13 protein-coding genes are annotated in these 16641 nt (G+C 74.0%); 4 read left to right on the top strand and 9 right to left on the bottom strand.

Annotated features, from left to right (window positions below):
* The first annotated feature begins 19 nt into the window (after window positions 1–19).
* The 3 genes from IGS67_RS07245 (at window position 20) to IGS67_RS07235 (ending at window position 5040) form a co-directional block, all read left to right on the top strand.
* Window positions 20–1219, top strand: coding sequence for an exonuclease SbcCD subunit D (locus tag IGS67_RS07245; protein WP_192279225.1), 1200 nt, complete (start codon window positions 20–22; stop codon window positions 1217–1219).
* A complete protein-coding gene (locus IGS67_RS07240) occupies window positions 1219–4308 on the top strand; it encodes an AAA family ATPase (protein WP_192279224.1) in 3090 nt (1029 codons plus the stop codon). Before IGS67_RS07245 ends, IGS67_RS07240 begins: the two co-directional genes overlap by 1 nt.
* Before the next feature lie 243 nt (window positions 4309–4551).
* Window positions 4552–5040 (top strand): M15 family metallopeptidase, encoded by a 489-nt coding sequence (locus IGS67_RS07235; RefSeq protein WP_192279223.1) that lies wholly within the window; start codon window positions 4552–4554, stop codon window positions 5038–5040.
* 75 nt (window positions 5041–5115) lie between these two features.
* Here the strand turns inward: IGS67_RS07235 and IGS67_RS07230 are convergent, their stop codons facing one another.
* Window positions 5116–5748: a 3'-5' exonuclease gene (locus tag IGS67_RS07230; RefSeq protein WP_192279222.1), complete on the bottom strand. Its 633-nt coding sequence runs from the start codon at window positions 5746–5748 to the stop codon at window positions 5116–5118.
* A gap of 74 nt (window positions 5749–5822) precedes the next feature.
* Here IGS67_RS07230 and IGS67_RS07225 point away from each other — a divergent pair, with 74 nt between their 5' ends.
* The gene (locus tag IGS67_RS07225) at window positions 5823–6419 is read left to right on the top strand and encodes a hypothetical protein (RefSeq protein WP_192279221.1); all 597 of its coding nucleotides are present in this window, start codon (window positions 5823–5825) and stop codon (window positions 6417–6419) included.
* Between the two features lie 55 nt (window positions 6420–6474).
* Here IGS67_RS07225 and IGS67_RS07220 read toward each other — a convergent pair whose 3' ends face one another.
* From IGS67_RS07220 to IGS67_RS07185, 8 genes are all read right to left on the bottom strand, one after another.
* Window positions 6475–8184: an amidohydrolase gene (locus IGS67_RS07220; RefSeq protein ID WP_192279220.1), complete on the bottom strand. Its 1710-nt coding sequence runs from the start codon at window positions 8182–8184 to the stop codon at window positions 6475–6477.
* A 220-nt stretch (window positions 8185–8404) separates the two neighbouring features.
* Window positions 8405–10084, bottom strand: a complete 1680-nt coding sequence (locus IGS67_RS14360; protein WP_192279218.1) for an ABC transporter ATP-binding protein — start codon at window positions 10082–10084, stop codon at window positions 8405–8407.
* The gene (locus IGS67_RS07210) at window positions 10081–10950 is read right to left on the bottom strand and encodes an ABC transporter permease (protein WP_192279216.1); all 870 of its coding nucleotides are present in this window, start codon (window positions 10948–10950) and stop codon (window positions 10081–10083) included. Before IGS67_RS07210 ends, IGS67_RS14360 begins: the two co-directional genes overlap by 4 nt.
* Window positions 10947–12029, bottom strand: a complete 1083-nt coding sequence (locus IGS67_RS07205) for an ABC transporter permease (protein WP_328741933.1) — start codon at window positions 12027–12029, stop codon at window positions 10947–10949. The genes IGS67_RS07210 and IGS67_RS07205 overlap by 4 nt, the downstream gene beginning before the upstream one ends.
* A 130-nt stretch (window positions 12030–12159) precedes the next feature.
* Window positions 12160–13767 (bottom strand): ABC transporter substrate-binding protein, encoded by a 1608-nt coding sequence (locus IGS67_RS07200; protein WP_192279212.1) that lies wholly within the window; start codon window positions 13765–13767, stop codon window positions 12160–12162.
* Window positions 13768–13989: 222 nt separating this feature from the next.
* A complete protein-coding gene (locus IGS67_RS14355; RefSeq protein WP_210767134.1) occupies window positions 13990–14733 on the bottom strand; it encodes an HNH endonuclease family protein in 744 nt (247 codons plus the stop codon).
* A gap of 96 nt (window positions 14734–14829) precedes the next feature.
* Window positions 14830–15267, bottom strand: a complete 438-nt coding sequence (locus IGS67_RS07190; RefSeq protein WP_192279210.1) for a hypothetical protein — start codon at window positions 15265–15267, stop codon at window positions 14830–14832.
* Window positions 15268–15436: 169 nt separating this feature from the next.
* On the bottom strand, window positions 15437–16507 hold the full coding sequence (locus tag IGS67_RS07185) for a DUF2804 domain-containing protein (protein ID WP_192279208.1): 1071 nt from the start codon (window positions 16505–16507) through the stop codon (window positions 15437–15439).
* Window positions 16508–16641 lie beyond the last annotated feature (134 nt).

Raw genomic sequence — 16641 nt, 5'->3', positions numbered from 1 at the left:
TCGGGGTAGCGTGCGGCGCATGCGGATCCTCCACACCTCCGACTGGCACCTCGGGCGCACGCTGCACGGCGTTGACCTGCTCGGGCACCAGGCCGAGTTCCTCGACCACCTCGTCGGGATCGTGGGTGAGCGTGAGGTTGACGCGGTCGTCGTCGCGGGTGACGTCTACGACCGCGCGATTCCGCCCGTCGAGGCCGTCCGCATGTTGTCTGACGTGCTGCGGCGCCTTGCCGAGGTGACCCAGGTGGTGCTCACGCCGGGCAATCACGACTCGGCGACGCGCCTCGGCTTCGGGGCCGAGCTCATGCGCGACGGCCTCCATGTGCGCGCGTCGGTCGCGGACGTCGGGACGCCCGTCGTCCTGCGGGACCGCGACGGCGGCGTCGGCGCGTACGTGTACGCCCTGCCGTACCTCGACCCCGACGACGCCCGTCATCGGCTCGCCGAGCCCGGTGGGGAGCCCCTCGCCCGGTCGCACGAGGCCGTGACGGCCGCCGCGACCGCCCGGGTGCGCGCGGACCTCGACGCGCGGCGCGTCGCCGATCCTGCGCGTGTCCCTGCCGTGCTCGCCGCCCACACGTTCGTCGTCGGCGGCGAGGCGAGCGAGTCGGAGCGGGACATCCGCGTCGGCGGTGTCGACAGCGTGCCCGCCGGCGTGCTGCGCGGCGTCGACTACGTCGCCCTCGGCCACCTCCACGGACCGCAGCGCGTCCCCGTCGCCGACGGGCCGGACGGCACGCGCACCGTCGCGCGCTACTCAGGGTCGCCCCTCGCGTACTCCTTCTCCGAGAAGGACCACCGCAAGTCGACCGTCCTCGTCGAGCTCGGCCCGGACGGCGTCGTCGGTGAGCCCGAGCTCCTGCCCGCGCCCGTCCCGCGCCGGCTCGCCGACGTGCGCGGCACGTTCCACGAGGTCACGGGCGCGCTCGGTGCGGCGCACGCCGCAGACTGGGTGCGCGTCACCGTCACCGACGAGCAACGCCCCGAGCACCTCGTCGCACGCGTCAAGGACGTCATGCCGCACGCGCTCGTCATCCTCCACGACCCGCCCGACCGCGGCTCGGCCTCCGGCCCGCGCACCGTCACCGCCGCCTCCGACCCGTTCGACGTGTGCTGCGGCTTCGTCGAGCACGTCCGCGGCGGTGCGCCCGACGACGCCGAGCAAGCCGTCCTCCGCGACGCCCTCGAGGCCGCGCAGCGCACGGAGGTGAGCGCCTGATGCGCCTGCACACCCTCACGTTCCAGGCGGTCGGCCCCTACCCCGAGCGTCACACGATCGACTTCGCTCGCCTTGGCGCGAGCGGCCTCTACCTGCTCGAAGGCCCGACGGGCGCTGGCAAATCGACGATCATCGACGCGATCGTCTACGCCCTCTACGGCAAGGTCGCCGCCGACGCTGCGAGCGACGACAGGCTGCGCTCGACGCACGTCGGGCCCGGCACCGAGTCGTACGTCGACCTCGTCCTCGAGACCGGCGCGGGCATCTACCGCGTGCGCCGCAGCCCCGCCTACGACCGTCCCAAGCAGCGCGGCACGGGCACGACGCGTCAGCAGGCGACCGCCAAGCTCTGGGAGCTGTCGACCACCGACCTGGACGCGCTCGACCTCGGCCGCGACCTCGGCGACCAGACGCCCGGCACGTTCCTCTCCGGCCGCGCGGACGAGGTCGGCACCGAGATGACGCGCATCGTCGGACTCACCCGCGAGCAGCTCGTCCAGACGATCGTCCTGCCGCAGGGCGAGTTCGCGAGCTTCCTCCGCGCCAGGCCCGAGGACCGCTCGACGCTCCTCCAGAAGGTCTTCGGCACCGAGATCTACCAGCGCGTCCAGAGCAGACTCGTCGACGCCCGCAAGACCGCGCTCGCCTCCCGCAAGGACTCCGACGCCCAGATCGCGCTCGCCGCCGCAGCGTTCGCGAGCAGCCTCGACGAGGCCGCCGCCGACGAGCTGCGCGCGCTCGCCGCCGCCCCCGACTCCTCCGAGGCGCTCGTCGCGCTCGTCACCGCGCACCTCTCCCGCCTCGAGACCGAGCACAGCCTCGCGCTCGATGCCCGCGACACTGCCACAGCAGCGCACGCCGAGCGCGAGGGCGTCGCCCGTCTCGCACGGTCCTCGCTCGCCCTCGTCACACGGCGCGAGTCCGCGGCCGGGCGCCTCACCGAGCTCGAGGCGCGAGCCGAGCAGCAGGCCCACGACGTCGCGCGACTCGCCGCCGCACGACGTGCCGCGGGCGTCGTCGCCCGGCTCGACGACGTCGAGAAGACCACGACCGCGCACGTCGCCGCGGCGCACGCGCACGACGACGTCCTCGCGAGCGCACGCGAGCACCCCGTTGTCGCCGCGCTCCTCGCCGCCCCCGACGCTGACGCCGCAGTGCTCGCTGCCGCGCGCAGCACCGCCGCCACGAAGCTCGAGCACCTCGTCGACCTCGAGGCGGGCCTCACGGAGCGAGCAGCAACGCTCGAGAAGCGCGTCGCCGCCGTCGCACGCCAGCGAGCGACCGCCGAGGCCGACGCCGCGGCGCTCGCTGCACGCCCCACCGAGCGGGCCGCGCTCGCGAAACGCCTCGGCGAGGCGCAGCAGGGCGCCGCGCTCGTCCCGCAACGCGAGGCCGACCACACCGCAGCGCTCGCCGTCCGACGCGCGGTCGACGCACTCGCCCGCCACGACCAGCGCATCGCCGAGGCCGACACCGTCCTCAGCAACCGCCTCGCGACCGCCACGAGTGCCGTCGAGCGCGAAGCAGCGCTGCGCCTCGCACGGATCGACGGGATCGCCGGCGAGCTCGCGCGCGACCTCGTCGACGGCGAGCCGTGCGTCGTGTGCGGATCGACCGAGCACCCCGCCCCCGCGCCCCTCGGGGACGACCACGTCTCGCCCGAGCAGGTCGAAGCCGCAGCCGACGCCCGCGCCGCTGCTGAGGCGCAGGCCCAGGAGGCACGCGACGCACGCTCCGCGCTCGACGCCGAGCGCGCGGCGCTCGTCGAGCGCACCGGCGGACTCGACGCCACCGCCGCGGACGCCGCCGTCGACGCGGCGGCCCTCGCCCTCGCCGCTGCGACCGCCGCCGCGCACGACGTCGAGACCCTCGCGCAGGAGATCGCCGCCCACGACGCCGCGACCGCCGCGCTGCGCACCACGGTCGACGCCGCGCGCGATGCCACGACCACCGCCGAGGCCTCGATCGACGCCGAGCGTGCGACCCTCGTCGCCGACACGGACAAGGTGGCCGCGGCACGGGCCGAGCACGCCGCACCGGACGCTGAACCGCCGACGCTCGCAGCCGTCCACGACGACCTCGTCGAGCAGGAGCGGCTCCTCGCAGCGGTCGCCGCCGCCCGGACCGCTGCACGGCTCGCCACGGAAGCGCTCGATGCCGCGCGGACCGCGCTCGCCGACGCGCTCGCCGAGGCCGAGCTCAGCAGCGCCGACGAAGCCCGTGCCGCCGTCCTCGACCGCACATCGGTCCAGGCCCTCGAGTCGTCGACGACGCTCTACGAGCAGCAGGTCGCCGCGGAACGCGCGGCCCTCGCCGAGCCCGAGATCGCGGCGCTCCCCGCCGACGTCGACACCCCGACCGCGACCGCCGCGCTCGAGGCCGCAGAAGCCGCCCTCGACGAAACCCGCGAACGACGCGACGCAGCCGTCGCCGCGGCCGCCACCGCGGACGACGCGCTCACCCGCGCCCGCAGCGGCGCCGCCGACGTCGTCGCGGCCGTCACCGCCGCCGCGGGCATCCACGCGTCGACGGCTCCCGTCATCCGCATGGCCAACCTCGCCGACGCGTCGACGTCCGACAACGCCGCCGCACTCACCCTCTCGACGTACGTCCTCGCGCGCCGCTTCGACGAGGTGCTCGACGCCGCCAACGACCGGCTCCGCCAGATGTCGTCCGGCCGCTACGAGCTGCGCCGCTCCGACGCCAAGGAGAAGGGCGGTGGCCGCCGCCTCGGCCTCGCGCTGCGCGTCCGCGACCACTCGACCGAGGACGACCGCGAGCCCACTACCCTCTCCGGCGGCGAGACGTTCTACGTGTCGCTGTGCCTCGCGCTCGGCCTCGCCGACGTCGTCACCGCGGAGGCCGGAGGCATCGACCTCGGCACGCTCTTCGTCGACGAAGGCTTCGGATCGCTCGACCCCGACACTCTCGAGCTCGTCATGACCGAGCTCAGCCACCTCCAGGCCGGCGGGCGCACCGTCGGCGTCGTCTCCCACGTCGACGCGATGAAGCAGGCGATCGCCGACCGCATCTCCGTGCGGCGCCGCCCCGACGGATCCTCGACGCTCGACGTCGTCGCCGGGGTCTGACCATGGCTGCGATCCCCGCCGCACAAGCGTTTCCCGTCCTCTGGTTCGTCGGGTCGAGCGGATCCGGCGCCGCACCCGATCCCACCTGATCTGACGCACGCCCCCGCGTGGAACGGCGGCCGGCCGAGCGACAGCTCGGTCCTGCCGGGTCGTCGATTCGCTGCGACCGAGGTGGACGGTCACGCGTCGCAGTCATACCACGGGGGGATCTGTCCGAGTTCTCACCCACGCTACGGTTTCCGCATGCACCTCGTCCGCCGCGTCCTCGCGGTCATCGTCCTGCTCGTCGTCGCCGTCGGCGGAACCCACCTCGTGCGCTCCGCGACCGCGGAGGCCGACGTCCCCACGACCGAGCTCGCCCGCCGCTCCGACAAGAACGGACGCCTCACGGCCGACGAACTCACGTCGATCGGCGGTGGCTACGAGCTGCGCAAGGACGCCGCCGCCGCGTTCCGCACGCTCGAGAAGGCCGCGAAGAAGGCCGACGTCAGGTGGACCGTCAACTCCGCGTATCGCGACTACGACGCGCAGGTGGCGATGGTCGAGGAGTTCGGTCTGCTCTCCGAGGGTGGACGTGCCGCCGCGCCGGGGACGTCGGAGCACGGGCTGGGTCTGAGCGTCGACCTCACGCTCGACTGGGAAGAGGTCGAGTGGATGCGCGAGCACGCGGCCGACCACGGCTTCGCGGAGACCATCGCGGAGGAGCCCTGGCACTGGACGTACCAACCCTGATGCGTCCACCCGTCCGCGAGATAGCGGTCTACCGCCGAGATAGCGCTCGACAGACGCTATCTCGGCGTGAAACCCCTATCTCGCGGCAGAGTGCGTGCGGGTGCGAGTGTGGGTGCGGGGGAGCGGAGGCGCCGTGAGCGCCGCGAAGAGGTCCGTCCCCGGCAGGGCGTGGGCAGCCCGAGTGACCGCCGCCGCCCACGGCGGCGAGCCGCCGTGGTGCCGCAGGTAGAACGCGAAGAGCTCGGCCGTTGCGAGCGTGTCCCCGAGCGCCGAGTGCGCATGGTCGTTGACGATCCCCGCCTGCTCGCAGCACACCGCGAGCGTGCGCTTCGGCCCCGGCAGGTAGTCGGCCGCGAGCCGCTGCGTGCACAGCTTGCCGGCGAGCGTGAACGGCACGCTCGCTGCCGCGAGCTCCGCGGAGAGGAACCGCAGGTCGAAGTCGACGTTGTGCCCGACGACGACGTGCCCCGCGAGCAGCCCCGCGACGTGCGCCGCGACCTCACGGAAGACGGGCGCGCCGACGACGTCCGCCGCCGTGATCCCGTGGACGTGCGTCGCGCCGACGCTGCGACCCGGGTCGAGCAGCGTCTCCCACGTGTCGAGCACCTCGCCCGCGTCGTCGAGCCGGACGACGGCGATCTCGAGCATGCGGTCGCCCTTGGCGGGCGAGAAACCTGTGGTCTCCGTGTCGATGACGGCGTAGGGCACGCCCCGATCCTGCCACGCGGCCGTGAGAGGGAATGCACGGTGACGGCGACGGATTCCGCTGCTTGGATGGGGGTATGACGGACGATGCGCGCACTTCCATCCTGAGGCCGACGGCCCGCGACCGTCGCGCGGAGGCCCGCGCGCGGCGCGAGGCTGAGCGTGGCGTGCTCACCGAGCCGGTGCTCACCGGGGGGCCCGCGGTCGACCCGGTCCGTGACGCCCAGCTCTCCGTCGCCGCGCGGACGTTCACCCTGGGCGCGGTCGGCGGAGGCGCGTCCGGTGGCTTCGCCGGGGCGGTGGCGAGCCTCGGCACGGGGTACGTCGGCGCCGGGTTCTGGGTCGGCTCGTTGGTGGGTGCCGTCGTCGGGGTGCTCCTCGCGGCGGTGCTCACGCCGGTCATGCAGAGGATCGCGCAGCGCGCAGCGGGTGCGGTCCGGCTCTCGACGCGCGTCGCGCTCGCTGCGGCGCCCGTCGCGGCCGCGCTCGCGGTGTGGCCGGTCATGGCCGGGGGGCGGTGGTCGGCCGAGCTGGCGCCGGCCGTGGTCGTGTCGGCTGTCGTGGCCGCGATCGCGGGGTTTGTCGGCGTGCCGTGGTGCGCGCGACCGTTAGCGGCGTCGGCGAACGTCGCGGGTGCCGACGTGCCGCTGCCCCGCGACCCGTCGACGGATTGATGGCACCCCCCGCATCGAATGGGGGGAAGCCCTCAATCCGTCGGGACGGGGGCGGTCAACCCGCGCGGTAGACCTCGATGCCGCGGACCCACGTCGCCACGACGCGCGCCGCGCCGATCTCGTCGGCGGCCGCCGCGAAGATGTTGCGGTCGACGATCGCAAGATCCGCGAGCAGCCCGGGCGCGACCTGCCCCGACTCGTCCTCCCGGTGGTTCGCGACGGCGGAGCCGTACGTGTACATCTGCACGGCCTCCGCAAGCGGGAGAGCCTCCTCGGGGTAGAGCGGGCTCCGGTCCTCGCCGTGGAGCCTGCGCGTCACGGCCGTGTGGATGCCTTGGAGCGGGTCGGCGGTCGAGACGGGCCAGTCCGAGCCGCCTGCGAGCGGCGCGCCGGCGGCCGCGAGCGACGCGAACGGGTACTGCCACGCGGAGCGTTCCTCGCCGAGGAACGGCATCGTCAGCTCGGTCTGCACGTCCTCGCAGTTCGCCCACAGGGGCTGCGCAGAGATGACCGTCCCTAGCTCGGCGACGCGCGCGCGGTCGTCGGGGTGGACGACCTGGACGTGGGAGACGATCGGCCGCACGTCGCGGCCCGACGCGTCGTGGTGCGGTGCGTGACGGCCGAGCGACGCGCGCGCCCGCGCGACCGCGTCGAGGCACTCGCGCACGCCGCGGTCGCCGATCGCGTGGAAGTGCGGCTGGAAGCCCTCGGCCATGAGCGCGGTGACGAGCCGGTCGAGGTCTTCGGTCGCGTGGTAGGAGTCGCCGCGGTTCGTCGACACCGTGCCGTCGGCGTCGAGGTAGGGGTCGAGCATCGCGGCCGTGAGGGACCCGTCGACGACGCCGTCGTGCATGATCTTCACGCTCGTGGGCCGGAAGCGGGACGGCACGCCGCGCGCTGCGGCGCGCGCCTCGATCGAGGCCCGACGCTCGACGAGCTCTGCGACCTGCTCGAAGCCGCGCTCGTGCTCCCAGCGCAGCGCTCCGACGACGGTTGCGACGAGCTCGCCGCGGGAGTCGGCAAGCTCGTAGACCTCCTGCTCGGCGGGCCGCACGGACGCGTCCTGCCACGCGGTGATGCCCTGCGCGAGCAGCGCGCGCTGGCCAGCGAGGAGGTGCGCGTGGCGGTCGGCGAGCGGCGCGTCGGGCACGTGCTTCTCGACGATGCCCGTCGCCCACTCGATGAGCACACCGGTCGCGCGGCCGTCGGCCCCACGCTGCACGTAGCCGCCCGGCGGGTCCGCGGGCGGGCGGCCCGAGCCGTCGTCGTCGAGGCCTGCGAGCTCGATCGCGCGCGTGTTGACCCACGACGCGTGACCGTCGGAGCGGTGGAGGAAAGCGGGGCGGTCGGGGACGAGCGCGTCGAGCTGCTGCCGCGTCGGGAAGCCGCCGTCGAAGTGGTCGGCCTGCCAGCCCCAGCCGGTCACCCATTCGAGCTCGGGGTGTGCGGCCGCCCACGCACCGATCGCGTCGAGCGTGCCGGCGAGGTCGGGCTGGTCGAGGACGTTGAGCCGCGCGTCCATGCCCGAGGCGAGGATCGGGTGGACGTGGGTGTCCTGGAAGCCGGGCAGCACGAGGCGGCCGGTGACGTCGACGATGCGCGTCGCGGGGCCTGCGAGGGCCCGGAGCTCGTCGTCGGGTCCGACGGCCGTGATGCGCTCGCCGGTGAGGGCGACTGCGGCGGCGACTGGCTCGTCGTCGCCGGGGGTTGCGGTGAAGACGTGGCCGCCGACGAGGAGGACGTCGGGCGCGGTCTGGCTGGTCAAGGCGATCTCCAGGACTGAAGTTCCTCGGCGGATTGATGCGATCCACCCATGGAACGGGGGAACGCGTCAATCCGTCGGGAGAGGGATCGGACGGGAATGTGGCTCGATAGCCGATCGGGGCGGCTCAGGTATGTGGATCGGCTATCGGACCACTACGCGGGGTGATCGGGAGGCTGGGCGCGGCGATCGATAGCGGATCGGGACATGTGACGTGTACGGATCAGCTATCGGACGGCGGGGGTAAGGGCGTCGAGGGGATGGGAGCCCCGGGGACAGCCGCGAGCAGCGACCGCGTGTACGGGTGCTCAGGTTCCGCGAGGACTCGCGACGTCGGACCGGACTCGACGACCCGCCCCGACCGCATGACATACACGCGGTCCGTCACCTGCTGCATGACCGTGAGGTCGTGCGAGATGAAGAGGATCGTCAGCCCGAGGTCCCGCCGCAGCGCGGCCAGCAGGTCGAGGATCTGCTCCTGCACCGAGACGTCGAGCGCCGAGACGGACTCGTCGCACACGAGCAGCCGCGGCTCCGGCGCGAGGGCGCGCGCGATCGCGACACGCTGCCGCTCACCGCCCGAGAGCCGGGCGGGCAGCCGCCGCGCGTAGGACGTCGGCAGGCCGACCATCGTCAGCAGCTCGCTGACGGTCCGCGTCCGCGGCCCGACCGCGAGAGCCTCGTCGAGCATCGCGCCGACCGTCAGCGCAGGGTTGAGCGCGGAGTACGGGTCCTGGAAGACGATCTGCACGTCGCGCGGGTCGCGGCCCGTGCCGCGGTGGCCGCGGCGGCGCTCGGCGCGCCGACGTTCGGCGCTTGCCGACGACGACGTGCCCGACGCACCTGTGCCCGACGCACGCGACGCGACGCACTCAGCACCCGCCGCGCCACCGTCGCCCGCGAACACGACCCGTCCCGCGTCCGCGGTCTCGAGCCCGACGACGATGCGCGCGACCGTCGTCTTGCCGGAACCGGACTCGCCGACGACACCGACGCACTCGCCGGGCGCGACGGTGAGCGACACGTCGTCGACCGCGGGCGCCGACGCCCCGTGGAACGTCTTGCGCAGCCCCTCGACCCGCAGGAGCGCTCCGTCGCCGACGACCGCACCCTCGCGGAGCCTCCCCGCAGCGGCGTCGTGGAGCTGGCGCGTGTACGGGTGCTGCGGGTTCTCGAAGACCTCGCGGGCCGGCCCGCGCTCGACGATCTCGCCCGCGCGGACGACGACGAGGTCGTCGCACCGTTCGCGGGCGAGCGCGAGGTCGTGCGTGATGAGGACGACGGTCATGCCGCGCGCCGCCTGGACGCGCGCGAGGAGGTCGAGGATCTCGCGCTGCGTCGTGACGTCGAGCGCGGTCGTCGGCTCGTCGGCGAGGAGGACGTCAGGGTCTGCGGCGAGTGCTGCGGCGAGCGCGACGCGCTGCCGCATGCCGCCCGAGAGCTCGTGAGGGTACTGACGGCCGACGTGCGCGGGCAGGCCGACCTCGGCGAGGCGCCGGGCGACCTCGGCGTCGCGGTCCGCGCGTCGCCCGCGCACAGCGCGGAGCCCCTGCTCCCCGGAGCGTCCGGCGAGGATCTGCGTGCCGCAGCGCTGCATGGGGTCGAGCGACGTGAACGGGTCCTGGAGCACGAGGACGATGCGACGGCCTCGCACGCGTGCCCACGCGCGCGGACTGCCGGTGAGGTCGACGCGTGCGCCAGTGAGCTCGTACGTGCCGGTCGCGGCGACGCCCGCAGGCAGGAGTCCCGTGAGGGCGCGGACGAGCATGGTCTTGCCCGAGCCCGACTCGCCGACGACGCCGAGCGTCCGACCGCGCTGCACCGTGAGGTCGAGGCCGTCGATGATCGTGCGGGCACCCGCGGTGACGCGGAGGTCCGTGAGCGTGAGGGCGGCGTCGGTCATGCGTCCTCCCCGCGGTCGAGGCGTTCGGACAGGTGGTCGCCGACGAGGTTGACGGCCGTGGCGACGAGGATGATCGCGAGCCCGGGGACGACCGACGCGGCGGGGTTCGTCCACAGCAGGTCGCGGCCGTCGGAGAGCTGCAGACCCCAGTCGGCGGCACTGGGGCTCACACCGAGCCCGAGGTAGGTGAGGCCGGACATCGACACGAGCGCGTACGCGATGTTGAGGAGCATCGTCGTGAGGACGAGCGGACGCACGTTCGGCAGGAGGTGCCGCCACATGACGCGCCACGCGGGCAGCCCGAGGACGCGGGTCGATTCGATGTAAGGCCGGTGCGCGTGCTGGAGGACGGCGCCGCGGACGATGCGGATGTCGCTCGGCGAGAAGAGCACGACGAGGACGAGCACCGTGATCCAGTAGCCGCCGCCGACGACGCCCGCGACGACGATCGCGAGGAGCAGCGCGGGCATCGCGAGCGTGAGGTCGACGTACCGGGAGACGACCGCGTCGATCCAGCCGCCGCGGTACCCGGCGAGCGTGCCGAGGACGATCCCGAGGAGCATCGAGCCGAGCGCGACGACGACGGGTCCGACGATCGCCGAGCGCGCGCCCGCGAGGGTGAGCGCGAGGACGTCGCGCCCGAGGCCGTCGGTTCCGAGCGGGTGCCCGGGCGTCCCGGCGGGAGTCGCGCCGAGGAGGACGTCCTGGTCGAACGCGTGCGGCGCGACGGGCACGATGACGAGGACCGCGACGGCGAGGAGGAGCAGCGCGGCGACGGCGACCGTGCCAGGGACGCGGCGCAGGCGGCGGGTTGCGCGGGCGAGGCGCGCGCGAAGGCCGGTCTCGGTGGGAAGCGTCGTCGTCATGCGGCACCTCCCGCGCCGGGTCCGGGCATCCCGCCGGGCAGGGAGCCGTCGGGCAGGGCGGACGTCGGCAGGGACGCGTCAGGCAGCGTCGGGTCGGCGACGGCGCCCACGGCGCCGCGACCGCGGCCGTGCCCGACGGTCGCGCGGCGCACGCGCGGGTCGGCGACGGCCGTGTAGAGGTCGACGAGCGCCGTCGTCACGCCGATCGTCGCCGCGACGAGCAGCGTGATCGCCTGGACGACCGGCACGTCCTTGTACGTGATGGAGTCGGCGAGGAGGACACCGAGCCCCGGGATCGCGAAGACGCTCTCGACGAGCACCGACCCGCCGACGAGCCCCGCGACGACAAGCCCTGCGCTCGTGACGACCGGCACTGACGCGTTGCGCAGGTACGTGCGGCGCACGACGCGCTCCGGCACGCCGCGCGAGCGCGCAAACGTCACGTAGTCCTGCTGGAGCTCGCGCGCGACGGCGGTGCGCGTCACCTTGACGACCATCGCGCCCGTGCCGAGCGCGAGCGCGACGGCCGGCAGCGCGAGGTGCCGCAGCCGGTCGAGGCCGGGCTCACCCGTGCCGTAGATGGGGAACCAGCCGAGCATCACCGCGAAGACGTAGAGGAGCAGGAGGCCGACGGCGAAGCCCGGCGCCGAGACGCCGACGACCGCGGAACCCGTGATGAGCCGGTCGGTGAGCGAGCCGGTGCGTTGCGCCGCACGGATGCCGAGCGGCACGCCGACCCCGATCGCGAGGAGTGCCGCGAGGCCCGCGAGGAGGAGCGTGAGGCCGACGCGGTCGCCGAGGACCGTCGTGATGTCCGTGCCCGAACGCGCCGAGACGCCGAGGTCCCCGCGCAGGACCCCGCCGAGCCAGTGGGCGTACTGCGCGAGGAACGGCTCGTCGAGGTGGTAGCGCTCGCGGATCGCCGCGACGGCCTCCGGGGTGGCCGGCCGCGGGCCGAGGAGGTTCTTCACGAGGTTGCCCGGTGCGACGTGCAGGAGCGAGAACACGATGAACGACAGCGCGACCAGGAGGGCGGTCAGCGCTGCGAGGCGGCGCAGCAGGAAGCGGGCGACGGGCACGGTGACGGTTCTCGGCTCCGGTGAGGGTGGAGGGCGGCGGGGTGCGATCCCGGGGGCCGGGTGCGCGGCGGGGGTGGCCCGCAGGCGGGCCACCCCCATTGTGCGTGACGTGCTGTGTCCAGCGGGTGCGTCAGGCGGTCGGCACCACGCGCGTCGGCCAGGGCGTCTGGAAGAAGTACTGCGAGAAGCCCTCGGTGGCGACGCGCTTGCCGACGGCGGTCGTCGACGTGCCCCAGTAGACGGGCGCGAAGAGCTGCTGCTCGAGCGCGAGCTTCGTGGCCTCGGTGACCTTCGCGAGTCGCTCGGCGGGCGTCGTCGCGGCGGCGGACTCGGCCTGGAGACCGATGATCTTCGTGTCGGTGAAGCCCTCGGGGTTGTACTCGCCCAGCAGCCAGTCGGTGGGCCAGTCGGTGGGGACGGGCGGCGTGTAGCTCATCCACTGGACGCCCTCGCCGTTGCCGAAGGAGTTCGACCACTCGCTCACGGGGATCTGCTTGACCTCGAGCGTGATGCCGATCTGCTTGAGCTGCTCGGCGATCGCGAGCGAGGCGCGGCCGAGGGCCGGAATCGAGTCGGGGTACGCGAGGGTCGTCGTGAAGCCCGAGGGGACCGACGACTTCGCGAGCTCGGCGCGTGCGGCGTCAAGGTCGAACGCGGCGACGGGCAGCTGGGCGACCGCGGCCTCGGCGTCGGCCGCGCTCGTGCCGATGGCGAGCTGGCCGGGCGCGGTGATGCCGGTCGCGGGGGTGGCCTTGCCCTTGAGGAGGCCCGTCGTGATCGCGTCGCGGTCGATCGCGTGCGCGACGGCGCGGCGGACCTCGGGCTCGTCGAACGGCTTGGTGGCCGGGTTGAACATGAGGCCCTGCCACGAGTTGTCGTCGACGGTCTCGAGGCGCGCGCCCTCGACCTTCGACCACTGGTCGGCCTGGTCGACGGGCACGTTGAACGCGATGTCGAGCGAGCCGTCCTGGAAGGCGAGCAGGCGCGTGCTGTCGTCGGTGATGAAGTCGAGGCGGAGCGTCTTGGCGCGGCCCTTGGAGCCCCAGTACTTCTCGTTGCGCTCGGCGGCGACGTGCGAGCCGGGGACGAACTCGGTGATGGTGTAGGGCCCGGTGCCGACGAGGAGATCGGTGGGGGATCCGATCGTGCCGGCGGACTCGAGCCACTTCTTAGGGGCGACGAAGAGGCCTGCGGCGGCGGACGGCGTCCACGCGAACGTCGCGGACGGTGCCTCGAGGGTGATGGTCACCTCGCGCTCGCCCGTGGCCTCGACGCTCTTCACCGCGGGCCAGTAGTAGGCCGTCGACGGGGCCTTCTCGGCGTCGCGGTAGTGGTTGATCGACGCGACGACGTCGTCCGTCGTCACGGGCGTGCCGTCGGAGAACGTCGCGTCGCGCAGCGTGTAGACGAACGAAGTGTTGTCGTCGGTCTTCCACGTCTCGGCGAGCGCGGGGACGATCGCGCCGGTGTCGTCGATCGTGACGAGGCCCTCCTGGGCGACGGCGGCGATCGTGTAGGCGACCATGAGGCCGGACGTCGAGACGTCGAGGGTCTCGGCGCTCGCGGCGAGGCCGACGGTGAGCTGGTCGAGCTCCTTCGACGCGTCGGTCGTCACGGGTGCGGGCGTGGTCGTGGAGCCCGGGGCGGGGCCGGACGGGGCGCAGGCGGCGAGTGCCAGGAGGCCGAGTGCGAGCGTCGTCGCGAGGGCGCCGCGGGTGCGGCGGCGGGTCGTGGACATCGAGGTGTCGAGTCCTTTCGTGACGGTCAGGGTGTCCCTGCTCCGGGTGGTGGGGGCGTGCGCGGGTTCCGGGCGGGCCGGTGAGGCTCTGGCCGTCGGGGTGGACGGGCCCGCGCGTCGGCGGAAAAGTAGCGTGGCGCGGGCTCCCGCCCCAATCTCTACTGGAATAGTCCAGAAAGCGGACGGTGGTGTGCGCCACGCAAGGTGTGACGGACGGAAACTCTAGTGCCGCGCCGCCTCCTCCGTCACCGTGATCTCCGCGACGTCGCACGTCCCGAGCGCCCGCCCGAGAGCCTCGCGCTCGCCGGGCACGAGCGCGAGCCCGTACCCGGCACGGACCCGCACTCGCAGGACCGCGTACTGGCACCGGAACGGCGCGTACGGCGGCAGCCACGTCGAGGGGTCCTGCGCACCCTTGTCCTCGTTCGTCGGACCGTCGACCGCGAGGAGGTTCGCCGGGTCGTTTGCGAGCCTGGCGCGCTGAGCGTCGTCCCACGCCCAGGCGCCCGTGCGCCACGCGTCGGCGAGAGCCACGACGTGGTCGATCTGCACGCGCGCGCTCGTCGTCGGGCCCCTCCGGAACGGCAGGACCTGGCCCGTGTACCGGTCGGTGAGCGTGCCGGTGAGGACCGTGCAGCCGTCGTCGTCCCTCACCGCATCCACCAGGTCGCGTGCGAGCATGTCCTCGCGCGTGCTGCAGCCGTTGCCGTCGAGGTCCGCCCACGGGGTGCCGAAGCGCGTGCGCGTGTACGGTTCGGGAGGCTCCGCGGTGAGCTCCGGCAGGGCCGCGAGCGACGCGCGCGCCGCGGCGAGCTCCGCCCCGGTCACGGGGTAGGTGAGGGCGGGTGCGCGCCACGGCACCGAGACCCACCAAGCGAGCGCGAGCAGCGCGACGCACACCGCGACGAGCACGACGGGGCGTGGAGCGCGGAGAGCAGGCCGGACGGCGGCCGGGACGGTGGGCACGACGTGAGCCAAGCGCGTCGCCGCCGCCCGCGCGACCGTGACGCCGAGATCCGTGGACGAGCGTCGCCGTGCGCAGCCTGTGGGCAGGTGGTTCTGTCAGCGACGGTGGCGCAGGCAGTGCGCCCACGCGCCGCCGAGGGTCACCCCTGCGACGGCGACCGCCGTTGCCGTCGCCCACTCCGCGCGGACGAGGCACCCGAGCGCAACGAGCACGTGCGCGACGAGAACCGCCGCGGCCGCACCGACGAGCAGGCGCGAGGGCGGCCCGCCACGGATGCGGTGGCGGAGGATCGCCGCCGCCATCGCGCCGGCCGCGCTGACGAGCGCGAGCAGGACGACGATGACCGCAGTCCGGCTGAGCGCGTCGCTTCCGGGGCTCTGGCTGAACCCGGCGATCGTCACCGCGCGGTACGAGAGCACGGAGACGGCGACGAGGCCGGCGCCGACCTCGAGGCCGAGGACCGCGACCGCGATCCAGAGGACGGGTCTCGCTCTCTGCGCCCCCGATGGTGGACGGACGAGTACCTCGCTCACGTGCGGCCCCCTGCCGTCGTCATGGCGGTGCCGCGCCGTCCGGGCGCGGCAGAGGTGCGCAGGACGCGCACGTAGCGATCTTCCTCCTTTCGGACAGAAACGTCACGGGGACCAACGTCCTCGCTCGCATCGTGGGACGTATGCGCTCAAGCGTCCGAGATCGACGCCCTCACCAGCGGTTCATCGCTTGCTCCGCCCACCCGACAAGTCCGTCGACCCGCACCCGCTCCCCCGCGTCCGTCGCCATCCACCCCGCCCACCGGCCGAAGCACTGCGTCGTGTCCCCCGCGAGCACCCCGAGGTTCGTCACCGCGCGGCGCGCGTGGAACGGCGTGAACGTCACGTCGACCCGCTCGCCGCGCACCCGCCACGGCCGCAGCCAGTCCTCCGTGTCGTACCGCCACGCGACCTCCTCGGAGATCTTGTGGACCACCCCGTCGAGCACGAGCGCGTTCTCCGTCGACCCCGTGCCCACCGTCCACCGACCGCCGAGCTGCAACCCCGTCCGCACGCCGTCGACGACACCCGAACCCGCCGCCCAGTTCCACGTCCGCGAGTACGGCCACCGCCCGCGCCCGTGGTCGAGCACCGCCCACGCGCCGTCACCCACGTCGAGCCGCTCGCCGTCGACCGTGAGCGAGCCACGCAACGGGATCGCGACGTCCTTGACCGTGTACTGGTAGCGGCCTGGTCCGAACGGCACGACGACGCACATCGTCTCCCAGCCCGGCTCGCGCACCGCGACGACGTCGAGCTCGACCCGTGCGGTCCGCGCCCGCAGCCGCGTCGAACGGCCCGGCCGCGGAGCACCCGGCGGCACGGCGAGACCGGACACGGTGACGTCGTCGTCGGGCGCCGACGGACCGTCGTCGATCGCGAGCGCGAAGCCTCGGCCCGCAGCCCGCGAGGGCCCCTGCGCGAGCGACTCCGGCAGCGTCGTCCCGCGCCCCAGGGCGTGGATGGCCGACGCGTCGACCTCGCCGCCGGTGCGCCGGTCGAGGACGTACAGCTGGTGGACCGCCGCATAGTCGAGGTTCGAGACCGTGAGGCCGACGACGTGCGTCGGCGTCACCAGACCCCAGTACTCCCAGCGCTTGTTGCGCCCCCAGAAGCGTGGGCCGCGCGGCAGCGTCGTGTCGTGCAGCGGCGTGCGGCTCCAGCCGTGCGCCGCCGGCTCGAGCCGGCCGTCCGGGCCGACGAGACGGACGGGCGTGGTGATCTCGCGCTCGACGTCAGGCACGTGCTTCTCCTCCGTGACGGGGCATCAGCGACCCGGGTGCGAGCATCCTCGCACCTCGGGGACGCGCCCGGTCGCCGCAGGGCCGCGTCCCGAAGTGCGGGCCCCCGCATCTCTGCGTACGGACGCCGGGAGCG

Source organism: Flavimobilis rhizosphaerae, assembly GCF_014852685.1.
Lineage (GTDB): Bacteria > Actinomycetota > Actinomycetes > Actinomycetales > Cellulomonadaceae > Flavimobilis > Flavimobilis rhizosphaerae.
Note: the sequence above shows the minus strand (reverse complement) of the source record. Positions and strands in the feature narration are given on the sequence as shown.

Coding starts and splice junctions, on each gene's coding strand:
- IGS67_RS07245 (WP_192279225.1), top strand. CDS start 20: ATGCGGATCCTCCACACCTCCGACTGGCACCTCGGGCGCACGCTGCAC.
- IGS67_RS07240 (WP_192279224.1), top strand. CDS start 1,219: ATGCGCCTGCACACCCTCACGTTCCAGGCGGTCGGCCCCTACCCCGAG.
- IGS67_RS07235 (WP_192279223.1), top strand. CDS start 4,552: ATGCACCTCGTCCGCCGCGTCCTCGCGGTCATCGTCCTGCTCGTCGTC.
- IGS67_RS07225 (WP_192279221.1), top strand. CDS start 5,823: ATGACGGACGATGCGCGCACTTCCATCCTGAGGCCGACGGCCCGCGAC.
- IGS67_RS14360 (WP_192279218.1), bottom strand. CDS start 10,084: ATGACCGACGCCGCCCTCACGCTCACGGACCTCCGCGTCACCGCGGGT.
- IGS67_RS07210 (WP_192279216.1), bottom strand. CDS start 10,950: ATGACGACGACGCTTCCCACCGAGACCGGCCTTCGCGCGCGCCTCGCC.
- IGS67_RS07200 (WP_192279212.1), bottom strand. CDS start 13,767: ATGTCCACGACCCGCCGCCGCACCCGCGGCGCCCTCGCGACGACGCTC.